6 protein-coding genes are annotated in these 11747 nt (G+C 46.7%); 2 read left to right on the forward strand and 4 right to left on the reverse strand.

The window, feature by feature from the left end:
• Window positions 1–460: 460 nt before the first annotated feature.
• Window positions 461–1711: an FIST N-terminal domain-containing protein gene (locus AAFP11_RS27670; RefSeq protein ID WP_341739912.1), complete on the forward strand. Its 1251-nt coding sequence runs from the start codon at window positions 461–463 to the stop codon at window positions 1709–1711.
• 233 nt (window positions 1712–1944) lie between these two features.
• Here AAFP11_RS27670 and AAFP11_RS27675 read toward each other — a convergent pair whose 3' ends face one another.
• Window positions 1945–3999, reverse strand: coding sequence for an iron uptake porin (locus tag AAFP11_RS27675; protein ID WP_341739913.1), 2055 nt, complete (start codon window positions 3997–3999; stop codon window positions 1945–1947).
• Between the two features lie 656 nt (window positions 4000–4655).
• Here AAFP11_RS27675 and AAFP11_RS27680 point away from each other — a divergent pair.
• Complete coding sequence (locus AAFP11_RS27680; RefSeq protein WP_341739914.1) at window positions 4656–5600, forward strand: hypothetical protein; 945 nt, start codon at window positions 4656–4658, stop codon at window positions 5598–5600.
• A gap of 107 nt (window positions 5601–5707) precedes the next feature.
• Here the strand turns inward: AAFP11_RS27680 and AAFP11_RS27685 are convergent, their stop codons facing one another.
• The 3 genes from AAFP11_RS27685 to AAFP11_RS27695 all read right to left on the reverse strand — a co-directional run bounded on the left by AAFP11_RS27685 (window position 5708) and on the right by AAFP11_RS27695 (window position 11300).
• Window positions 5708–7801, reverse strand: coding sequence for a hypothetical protein (locus AAFP11_RS27685; protein ID WP_341739915.1), 2094 nt, complete (start codon window positions 7799–7801; stop codon window positions 5708–5710).
• 173 nt (window positions 7802–7974) lie between these two features.
• Window positions 7975–9396: a CHAT domain-containing protein gene (locus AAFP11_RS27690; protein WP_341739916.1), complete on the reverse strand. Its 1422-nt coding sequence runs from the start codon at window positions 9394–9396 to the stop codon at window positions 7975–7977.
• Window positions 9397–9605: 209 nt separating this feature from the next.
• The gene (locus AAFP11_RS27695; protein WP_341739917.1) at window positions 9606–11300 is read right to left on the reverse strand and encodes a N,N-dimethylformamidase beta subunit family domain-containing protein; all 1695 of its coding nucleotides are present in this window, start codon (window positions 11298–11300) and stop codon (window positions 9606–9608) included.
• Between the last annotated feature and the right edge of the window lie 447 nt (window positions 11301–11747).

Consider the following 11747-nt stretch of genomic DNA (forward strand, 5'->3'; position numbering starts at 1 on the left):
AGACTGCACGAGCGTTTACGAGTTCTTCTTCAATTTTTTCTTGGATGTTGCCCGCGGGTGTTGTTGTCATATTCACCTATATCATCAATAGAGGAAAGGTTTTTGTTGCTCTATAGAACCTATCGATAACTGTCTGTGTTACAGTTGAGGGTCTACTTATTGCCGGTACCCAGAGGGAATATTCCTTCTAAGACCCAAGCGTTACTTCAGGTCGAGCTTACCTGACTTTTGATCAAAACATTACATGGAATTGTCGTGTCAAACTGTATAGAGCTTGATCTTTTAAGATTTGGGCGATCGCACAGTGGACAGCCAACTGATTTATCCCATGCCAATGTTAAGTTATCTTAACACAAGCATGGCTTTGTGGACAAAATCGATCGCGCAGCAGCAGAGTCCTGGGGAAGCGGATGCAGGTTAACCTAATCTAAAAGATAGTTTTATAGAGAAGTTGTGCCAGATGTACACCCAAAATGAAATGCAGTGGGTCAGCGCTTTATCCACCCGTCCCTCTTTAGAATCTGCCCTCAAAGAAGTTATAGAACAAGCCGATCGACTCTTAGAAGGCCCAGCAGATTTGGGGCTGATCTTTATCTCCTCTGCCTTTGCCAGCGAATATTCTCGGTTGATGCCTTTACTCCAAGAATTACTGCCGATTCCTGCTGTAATTGGCTGTGGTGGGGGAGGGGTAATTGGCACTGGTCTAGACGGTTTTACGGAAGAAATAGAGGGTTCTCCAGCAGTGAGTTTGAGTCTGGCACGCTTGCCAGGAGTGAAAGTTAGAACTTTTCACGTCGCAGCCGAACAAATGCCGGACTTAGATAGTCCTCCCCATACTTGGGTGGATCTGTTGGGTGTGCCGGCCCAGGAGGAACCGCAGTTTATCATCTTAGGCGATCCGTTTTCGTCAAAAATTAACGATTTGCTGCAAGGGCTAGATTATGCCTATCCGGGCGCGCCGAAGGTAGGGGGACTGGCTGGTGGGGACGGTACTAGGGGTGTGGCGCTGTTCTGCAACTATCGGCTTTACCGAGAAGGGACGGTTGGGGTGGCTTTGAGTGGGAATATAGTTTTGGAAACGATCGTGGCTCAAGGCTGTAGGCCGATCGGGCGTCCCTATCGGGTGACGGAAGGGGAACGCAATATTTTACTCAAACTGGAAGAACAAACCAACGATACAGGCTTCGGGGGGACGGAGCGATCGCCCTTGGAAGCTTTGCGAGAGTTGGTGCAAACTTTGAGTGAGGAAGACAGAGAGTTAGCTCAACACTCGCTGTTTGTGGGGGTAGTCAGCGATGAATTCAAGCTGGTACTAGAGCCTGGAGATTTTTTAATCCGAAATTTGTTGGGAGTAGACCCCAAAGTGGGAGCTATTGCGATCGGCGATCGAGTCCGTCTCGGACAGCGCATCCAATTTCACCTGCGGGATGCCCGCACCTCCGCAGAAGACCTAGAAATGCTGCTTGATCGGTATCGGCGATCGGCCGAGTACAACGGTACATCCAGTGCAGGCGCTTTGATGTTCTCTTGCCTAGGGCGCGGTGAAGGGCTGTATGGCGAACCCAACTTTGACTCGCGACTATTCGGCCGATACCTCAACCACATTCCCCTGAGTGGCTTTTTCTGCAACGGTGAAATTGGCCCCGTCGGCGGGAGCACTTTTCTGCACGGCTACACTTCCGTATTTGGGATTTGCCGTCAAAATTGGTAATTTGTTGACGGTTGACTGTTGTCAGTTGACTGTTGTCAGTTGACTGTTGTCAGTTGACTGTTGTCAGTTGACTACGCTCTGGGGGCGCTAACCCTTACCCTGAGCGTAGTCGAAGAGCAGAGCGCCGATAACAAATAACCAATAACCAATAACGAATTCCCCATTCCCCATTCCCAAAAAGAAAAAGCAGCAGTCATCTGCCGCTTTTTCTTTTAACTAGATCTCTGGAAACCTTAGAAGCTAAAGGTTGTCCGCAGGACTCCTACCCAGATATTGTCATTTTTGTTGTTGTGTTCGGGATTCAGAATCACGTAAACACCAGGTGTGACTGAAATAAAGTCATTGACTTGGAAGCGATAGAAACCCTCTAGGTGATAAGAGGTGTCTTTATCTTCTTGTCGGCGGCGATTTGTGCCTAGGAAAGTGCTGTCCGTAACTTTCGGTGGCATACCAAACACGAAACCTAGGAGATTGCCCTTCTTGCCAAAATCAGGGAAAGACAAGTTCACAGCATAGTTGAGCAGGGTAGCTTCTCGGTTTCTGTTAAGAACATTGACAGCCTTGTGGTCATTTTCTTGTTCAGCCTTGGTGTAACCAATCCAGCCACCAAGCTGGAAGCGGCTGCTTGGTTTGATGTTAGCTTGCAAACCAAAGTTATTGGATACAGTGGCTGATTGACCGAAGGGGCGGTTCGCCAAGGAACTGCCGGTGCTACTGGTGACACCGACATTACCAGAGCGATCGTATTTGCGGTTGTAACTCAGACCCAAGTCTACAACTTTGCCCAAAGAAAAGTTTAGCTGAGCCACAGCGCTGAAAGAACCGTCAAAAACGCCCCTGCCGTTTGCGGGGTTTGGTGCGTCGCCGTCGGAAGCAAGATAACCTACTGTGGCTTTGGCAGCGCCGAAAGTGTAATTTACAGCAGCACCAGCTCCTTCGGGGCCACGGAAGATTGCTGGGTTGTAACGTCCAAACCTGGAAATAGAACCGTTACCACCATCTCCAAAGGGAGTAGTTATAGGAAGAACGTCATCCAGATTCAATCCTTTTGGTCCCAACCAGACTGTCGCATTACCTACTGGGAAGCGATAGAAGACCTTATCCAGGTTGAATGCGTTGGCACTGTCACCGTCAACGCCGAGGCGAGCCATGTTGGTGCCAGTGGCAGTGGCAGCACCGTAGTTGGGGATGTTGACAGCTTGCAAGCGAGTTCTGAGCAAGTCCTTGCCGGTGAAGCTGGTGTCGAAGTTCAAGCGCACTCGGTAGCCGAAGGTGGTAGAGGTTTTGTCGTCCTTAAGGGCGACACCATCTCCGAAGGTGTCGCTAGCGGTAAAGATGACTTCTCCTCTCAACTTGGTGGTTGTGGAGAACTGGTTAGCTTCCAGTTCGGCAGTGCGGGCTTCTAGAGCGTCTACTTTGCCGCGCAGGGTAGCGAGTTCGCCTGCAAAGTCTTCTTGCAGGCGTTGCAGAACTCCTAAGTCATCTTTGGTGACGAAGGTAGATGTTGAGGAGGTAATTAGCTTAGTTACTTGGTCTAAGCAGGCGTTGAGGCCGGCTGCAAATTCGTAGCGTGTCAGGGCGCGGTTGCCGCGGTAGGTACCGTCGGGATAACCTGCGATACAACCGTAGCGTTCGACTAGGGATTGCAGGGCTTGGAATGCCCAGTCCGTCGGCCGCACGTCGGAGAGTTGGGATACCGATGTCACTTGGGACATGGCTCCTGACTGTTCTGTGGGTTGGGCCTGGGGAGCAACTGGGACGATCGGGTTGCTCAGTTGTGCCGGGGCATTCTGAGCAACTTCTACCTTAGCTGCTGGGGCGAAGGTTGGCAGTTTAGCGTTTTCGATCGCTGGATTCAGACTGGTTGGCACTGCCAAGTCTGATGCTTGGGGCAATGCTGCTGTTGCTGTTGCTGTTACTGGTTGCAGTTTGGCAGCACTGGTATCTGGTTCGATTTTTGCCAGTTTTTCTGCTTCTGTGGAGTTAGCGCCGATCGCTGGTGCGATCGCCGGTTCGGAAGTTGTCGCTGCTGAATTTTGCTCTGTAACTGCTGAGCTGCTATTGATTGCCACAGTCTCGGAGGCAGCAGGGGCTGCTGCAACTGGTTCTGCAACTGGTTCTGTTACTAATGCTGCAATTTGTGACTCAGATGGCTGAGCTGTTGCTAGCTGGTCGGCGACGGCTGTTGTGGTCGATTCTACAGCGAGGGCTGAGCCACAAGCCACTGTGGATAATCCCAGAATGGCCGGGGATACTAGCAGTAAATTCCAAAAAGTTCTATTCATCATTCCTCACACCATCACACTCTATTTAAATTTAGCAGCAAGTCCCAACTGCTTGTTTTTGCGGTTTCTGCCTGTTCACAATATATCTTTTACTGCTTGCGAGCCTATCTGTCAAGGTTTTTAACCTGAATTTAAAGCTAGCTCCCTTGGGGACTGTTTTCTCGAATAATTCGAGAACCCAGGGATTGAGGCACATAGATCCGCAAATGTTTTGTTACATCTCACACTTGACAACTTATGAATTTTGTGATGTCTGTGTGAAATTTAGTATAATCTGCTCTATCGCAATATTTTAACACAATTTTTTCTCAGATTTGCCAAAGGTATCTGCGGCAGTGTCTCCCAGCTAAAATTTTTATTTTTGTGGGGGTCGAATCTCCCGCACCTCTGGGGGCTTTGGATTGAGTTCTACGATCGATTCTGTTGGGGAATTATCAACAGATTATTTTTACTTCCCCCACTGTATAAGCAATCTTAATAATTCCCATCGCCCGATCGCCCTTTTTGTGGATTTTTCCTGGGCTACTGAACCCTTGTATCCTGTGCTACCTGCCTGATATGTATAGCCAGAGGTTGCAGTATGATTGACCAACATATGTTTGCACAGGAAAAACCACCTATATTGTGGCCAAACCTCGTAAGTACAAGAGTGAGGATTTATGGAAGATTTCGGCATTATTATTGCCTGCTGCGACCAAGATTATCTGTTTGCTAAAGGTTGCTGTGCTAGTATCAGATATTTCCTAGGAGATGTGCCGATTTGTCTGTTGATTGACGGCACATTTTCTGTCAGTGCCTTAGAAAAGTCCTATGGAGTGAGAGTTATCGATCGCACCAAGGTGACGGAGGACGTGCTAAAGAACAGAAGTTTTGGCTGGGGCAAAACAAAGATGATTGCTTTCTGGGAAAGTCCTTGGTCAAATTTTCTGGTGTTAGATGCAGATACAATCGTTTGGGGCGATGTCCTCAAATTTGCTAACTTTCAGGAATTTGATTTTATTATAGACCAACCTTGTCAGGAAAATTCCGATGCCGATGTGGCGAAATTTTTCTTTGATATTGGCGGTGTCGAGAAGTATTTCCCCAATTTTCACTGGCAACAATATCGAGCCAATTATTTCTGCACAGGTACTTTCTTTGCTAAACGGAATGTTTTTAGCTTAGAGGAATACGTGGAAATTTTAGATTTTACCCAGGCACATCCGGGGATATTTAAGTACGGAGAAATGGGTTTTTTGAACTTTATGATTTTCCGGGCGGCCCAGGAAAAGAGGCTGCGGGTGCAGAATGTCGATATGCAGTTGTTGATGCCGGATTTTGACCAAGATTTGCTCAAAAAGCAATTTCCGATCGCAGAAAATGGGCCTGGGGGCGATCGCACCGCAGCAACGGTAATTCACTGGTGCGGGCCCAAACCAAGTTTATCTACATCTAAAATTTACTCGGAACCGATGAATTTTTGTCGCCGCAAATGCCAGGAAGATGTCTGGAATCGCACTGGTTTGTCCGCAGAAATGTTTCTGCAATTTGAGGATTGGCAGCGATCGATCTATGTGTATAAGAATAAGTTTAAGAAGAAGTTTCGCGAATTGACAGCGAAGTAATATCAAATCCGGTAGCATCGTCCTGTATTCATCTCTCTTATCTCCCTCTGTGTTCTCTGCGTTCTCTGTGGTTAAATCATTCCGATGCAACCGGAAACAATATAACTTTAACCTTCGAGGGGTAAAGTTGGGCCCGATGGTGGTAAAACTTGGCGGTGAACCGTGATTTTGTCGCTTTCCCGCTGAGTTTGCATTTCTACGGCGATCGCCTCAAATTCGATTTCCAGACAGCCGTAGGGAATTTCTAACTCTGCCGTTGCTTGGAGTTTCCCCAAACCGTTAGGTGTAAATTCGGTAATCCAGCGGGGCCCGTCTAGAATTACATAGGTTTGTCGATCGTACACCCAAATTTTGACAAAAATTCGTGGCATTAATTCCGGTAGTTGCACTCGCACTGCGACTAGCTTCCCTGGGATGATCTCTCTAGGAGGTTCGATGACCGGCATTGGTACTAACTCGTCTGGGGACAAAACGTAGGGAGTTAGGGGATTTACTTCTGGTTCAACAACTTTTGTAGCTTTTGTTGTCACCTGTTTCTGGGCCTGGGGTGCTGGTTCATCAAAGATCACAAATTCTCTAGCTTCCCAGGTTGTAGGTGGGGGTGGGGAAATTGTAGATTCGCTGGTTGCTGGTGGCGGTTGTGTGGGAGTTTTGTTTTCCACAATGGCTATTTCTTCCCTGCTATTTTCTGCTGCGACTGTTGCGGGAGTAGGTGGCTGGGATGTTGCTTTCAGCCATTCCGGGGATTCACCGCTGGTGACGAAAGAACTCAGTCGCGACCAAAATCGATTTTCGACCTTTAAGGTTTGAAATGCTTCTTTTGTGGGTGCTACTTCAGGTTCTGATGTTGTGGTTTCTGGTTCAGGACTGTTTTCAACTTTTTGGTCGATGGCTGGAATTTCGGCTTTTTCCAGTTCCTGTTTGATTTGTGAAGGTTGGGTTTGTGAGTCTAATTTCGGTTCTGGTGGTTGAGTTGCTGTTTGGGTGTGCGGGGTTTGGTCGGTTTGAGCATCCTTGGCAATTTCTGATAGCAGTCTTTCTCGGTTGCTGTCGGGAATTTTTCGACCAAATCCTGGTAATTCTAATTTTTTGCTAGCACTTTTCTCCTGACGGTTGTTGAGTTTTGGGGGTAAATTTTCATTGGTTTCGTCGGCTGCTGCCTGTGAAGTATCCGCTGTTTTTTCGACTAGCTTCAGGAGAGATAGATTTGGTGCTATCGAAGTAGGTTTTGAGCTGATGAGGGAGGGTTCTGGTTTCTGTGTTTGTGCGCCGAAATCGTCTTTGATGACATCGAGAAGCTGTTCTAAACGGGCTGTAATTGTGAAAAATTGGGTAGCTAGGGATACATTGTCAATGCTCAGAATTGCTTCTCCTAAAATTAGTCGGCTTTTGCAATCGGCTGGAATATAGGTGACGCAGCCAAAGATACAAGGGGGCTCTTGTTCTGGCATCGGCTGTTGGATTTCTGCTAGAACTTGTGAGGTTTGGGGATCGCGTAGGTAGATTTGTAGTTGCGCTGAACCGATGAGTTTTTTGATTTCTGCGGTTTGGGATTCGGGGATTGGTGTGGCGGTTTTGTTGGGGCTTTTGGGGGGTTGGGGAAGGTCGATTTTGCCGGAAATGATTAAGGGGCGACCTAGTTGGGTGACGAAGGTTTCTCGATCGAGGATGATTTGCAGGTTGTAGGGAGATTTGGGCCCAGATGCTTGGGGAATCGGGAATTGGTGGATTTTAGCGGGTTCTGGTTCTGGGGTTGGTGTGGCGACATCGGCTGCTGCTGCAAGTTCTGAGTCTGTTGGGGAACTGCTGGCTTCTGTGGGGTCGATCGCTTCTAGTGGTTCGGAGGTTTCCGATTCTGCGTGCAATACTTCTAACTGAACACCGTATTGCCAAGGTTTCGCTGGTTTTGATTCTGGATCTGCTAAGCAAGAAAGTTCCCACTTGCCTGGTTTTAGCCTGGTGTAGGGAATGATGACTACTAATCCTTCTGAATTGGTGCGAGTCGATCGACTTTGGACTTGTCGCTGTGGTGGTACTTGATCTAGTGATGTGTAGCTAACGCGAATTTCGATGTCGGTGTTGGGGTGTGGCACCCGCGCCACGACGCGATACCTACCTTCTAGAATTTCCACGTCGGCGGTTTCTAGGGGTAACCAGGCGCGATCGCCTTCTTTCTGTAGCAAAAACTCTAATTTTTTCATAATTTTTTTTCCCTTGGAGATCTCCGCTTTCTTCCTTCAAAGTTCGCGGTGGGTTATTTCAGGACAGCTACAGGCATTGATTTAATCTATGTTTTACACTTTAATCGAAAATCGGTACGGCTGGTTATTCTTTTCATCCCAAATCCCAAATCCACAATCCCAAATCTGCCCAGTCACCAAGGACTGCCGATGATGCTGAAAGCTGCCCAATAGTATGGATGGGATAAATTTTTGCTATCGATTTGCCCAATAGACAAGGGCAAAAATGTTTCCCCTCTGGAACTTCGCAGTTGACCGTTTTCGATGGTGACTTTACCTTCGATCGCAGCTATTTGTGCTTGTCGCATCGCTTCGGCTTTAATGATGGGAGGATCTTTTGGTTTGCTGACTTTTAATTGCTGGTAAAACTCGGTCATTAGCGCTAGGGTACCGGCATCACTGACGTACCATAAGCTAGCCAGGGCTGATTTTGCTCCTGATTGCAGCGCTAACCCAGCAAATCCTAGTTCTGCTTCTTTGTCTCCTATGGCTGTTCTACAGGCACTTAATACCAATAGTTCTAGGGGCGGATTATTCCATTTTAAATCTCTCATTTGATCCAGTCCCAGTTGAGTATCCCAAAATTGAATATAGGAGTTTTTGGGAGCTCCAGACCTGAATTCTGCATGGGTGGCGAGATGGATAATGCCGTATCTTTTTTGCAGTCGCTGAGATTGCAAATTAACTATGGTGAAGTCTTCGTTGATAAATGATTGACCAGGCCACTGTTGGGCGATCGCCCTTAATTCAAAAGGGACCGCTGGTAGCGGTTCTTTGTTGGATGTTTCCGAAAAAATTGCGGCCCCCATTGCGAGGACTTGGGTGTTTCTGAGGTCGGCGTAATTAATGTCTGTGAATTTGAAGGCGGGAATCCTGGCGATGCTATATTTTTGGATCAAAAATTGCTGTCCGTCGTGCATTGCTGCTAACGGTAAAGTCCGCAAACCTTGGCCCACACAGAATAGTAGGGTTTCAATTTTTGCTGTTTGTAACTCTGTTTCTAAAGGGGCTACGATCCATTTATATAGTTTTTGTGCTGGTTCTAAATAGCTGGTAGTGTTGATTTTTCTGGGGTTGGTAATTTCGCTGCTGAATTCTTGGGCTACTGACTGTAAGTTTTTGAGTTGTGCTTCGGGTACGCTGCGGAGGATGGGCGCGCGATCGGGCAAGATTAATATGAGTTCTAGTTGGTCAGTGCGCGGTATCGCATAAATTAAAGCTGGTTTTTTCTGGGTTTTAACTGCGAGGCGAGATAGAGTGTTTGCTATTTGTTTGGCTGTTTTCGATCTCGCCCCAAAGTTTTCGGTCAAGTATTTTTGATAGTCTTCTTCCCAGTCTTCTTCGATTCTGGTAACAGCTTCGCCTAGGTTGCCTTCGTCGAGGAGTTTTCTCATTTCTTGGCCATTCAGTCCCCCTGTGACTTGGGGCTGGGCCAGGGTGCCAATATTAGCTGTACTCCACCAGAAAAATAGGAATATTAAACAGTAAAAAAATGCTGTCTTGATTCTTTGCTTAATTTTATTTTTATGGCGGGTATGCTGGGATTGGTAGTCCATTTTTTTTTGCCGATTATTGACATCTTCAACCCTTGAGAACAGCACAGCTTTTAATAGGAACAAGAACCGTGACTATCTTTGCCTGATTATAGCATTAAGATTCCTGGATACAATGGCTATTGTTCCTTCTTCCCTTTGCCTTCCACCCTTGAGGGAGTTGGAGGTTGGGCAGTTATTCTGCCTTCGCCCCAAGGGGGGATTCTGCTTGCTTATTTTTTCGATAAAAGCTTTGCCAAAACATTCCGCGTTATCTGTTGAGCTCCGCTATTCAAAACAGGCGATCGCAACTGTGGCGCATTATAATCATCCAATCCCCAGATCCACTGCATCGAACCAGTAGCAAATACTTTCGCCCCAGAATCTGCCCTATAAACAGTCATGTCAGCATAGCGAGTCCCCCCACCGTAAGGATAGGGAGAATGGGCGACACGAACTATATTTTTCGGGGCATTGCCAAACATTCGATCGACTTCATAACCCAAAAGTCCTGGCAACTTGTCACCCTGTTTTAAATCAGTTTTTTCGAGTAGCCAATCCGGGGCGCTTTCAGCAATCACAATGTCGGAATTAACCTGAAATGTTTCGTACATCACACCAATTAAAGAATCTTCAGGGCGCCCGATAACACGATCGCGCCAGCGAGTTGTCACCAAAGAATCAAGTACAGGCAATTTATTGTAAGTAGCGGTTTCACCTAGTTCGGCTTTGCCAATCCCGTAATTTAATTCCCCGGCAGCCGCTATTTTTACAGGTACATTAACTCCACCAACTTCCTGACTCAATCCCCCCATCGGGTCTAAATCTGCCATTTCTTTATAAGCAACTACTGTTCGATTCACTTCCCCAGTAATTCTGCTGGGTTCTAAGCGAATTTGCCAATAGCAAATATTCGAGCCAAAAAAGCCGATACTAACGCCTTTATCTCTAGCTGTTTCTATATTTTCTCGCATATCCCTCGACCAATATTCATCATGACCTACGGATAAAAATGCTTGGTGAGATAATAGCAGGCGCGAGTTAAAATGGGTATCAATATTAGTTGCATAAGTGACATCATACCCTTCTTTTTCTAGCCACCTCAGCATATTGTATTCCCAACCAGCACTCGCAGTTCTCCTTTTTGGCTGAAAATTAGTTAAAAATTCCCCAGCCCCGATACCATAAGCTGCCTTGCGATTGGGACTCATACCGTAGGGTCGGTTAAATGAAACTTTGTAGGCTTGTTTGCCGCGACTGTTCCAGCGGTAAAGGGATTTGTAGCCCCAATTGTTGTAAGCTTGAAAAGTAGTAACGCTGGATTGAAACAACAGAGCGGATTTGCGCTCATCATCCCGGACTACAAAAATAATATAACTTTGCTTTCCCGTTTTGCTGCCAGTCAATTTTGCCAAATAAATCCCGCTTGTCCATTCATCTGTGCGATCGGGAATTTGCAAAATATACGGGTCTTGCCAATGGCACTCAATTAGTCCCGATGCTTCGTCTTCCTGTGGCGGATTTTGTCTGATTCCCTTGCGAATAATTGGGTCATTCATTCGCCTTCCGCCCAGGTCATTATACCATCCCATCCGAAATATGTCTATGGTATAATTAGGGTCGTTGGTATTAACAAATAATTTAATTGATTCACCCCGATTAACGCTGGTGAGAGAGGCATAACCTTCGATTTCTCGTTTGATGGCAGGATTTGTCAATTCCCAATCGGTTGTGCCTGGTTTTTGGTTTTCTAGGATGGTGGAATTAGTGGCGATCCTCTTCGAGGGCTTCGCTAACGCACTTTTTTCTAGACTAGAATAGTTTTGAGAACTGGCTGCTTTGTTAGCCAAAAAAGGAAGGGCTAAGCCAGTTAAGAAAGCTTGGATCAACTCTCGACGATGCAATTTGCCAAATAGGCTGACAGTCATTGGATTTTAGATGGGAGACAGGGAGAGGTGATGTAGGCTACAGATAACTTTACATCAGCCTCAGAAGACATCATACCTGGTGTAGATTATTGGCGATCGAACTTATGTAGGAGGCTGCTAACACTCTGAATGGGGATGTGTCGATCGCATTTCTTCACATATCATGTCTTAAGCTGAACAATTTTAGATCGAAAAGCCGATTTGAGATTTTTCAGGTACAAGCCTTGGGAAACATCCTAGCCACCTGGAAAATCTACAATGTGACATACTTCCACATCAAGCTGAGTACAGCTATGATGTGGGCATCTTTGCAGCCCGACGAAGGGTGTCGGGTAAGGTTTAAGCGTCGCCACTCTCCCCTCCCCTAAGAACCGTGCATGAGACTTTCGCACTCACACGGCTCAAGCCTTACTTCAAGCTAGTTGACTTGGGTTTTGAATGTACCTG

Source organism: Microcoleus sp. CAWBG640 (genome assembly GCF_020883015.1).
Lineage (GTDB): Bacteria > Cyanobacteriota > Cyanobacteriia > Cyanobacteriales > Microcoleaceae > Microcoleus > Microcoleus anatoxicus.

Coding starts and splice junctions, on each gene's coding strand:
- AAFP11_RS27670 (WP_341739912.1), top strand. CDS start 461: ATGTACACCCAAAATGAAATGCAGTGGGTCAGCGCTTTATCCACCCGT.
- AAFP11_RS27675 (WP_341739913.1), bottom strand. CDS start 3,999: ATGATGAATAGAACTTTTTGGAATTTACTGCTAGTATCCCCGGCCATT.
- AAFP11_RS27680 (WP_341739914.1), top strand. CDS start 4,656: ATGGAAGATTTCGGCATTATTATTGCCTGCTGCGACCAAGATTATCTG.
- AAFP11_RS27685 (WP_341739915.1), bottom strand. CDS start 7,801: ATGAAAAAATTAGAGTTTTTGCTACAGAAAGAAGGCGATCGCGCCTGG.
- AAFP11_RS27690 (WP_341739916.1), bottom strand. CDS start 9,396: ATGGACTACCAATCCCAGCATACCCGCCATAAAAATAAAATTAAGCAA.
- AAFP11_RS27695 (WP_341739917.1), bottom strand. CDS start 11,300: ATGACTGTCAGCCTATTTGGCAAATTGCATCGTCGAGAGTTGATCCAA.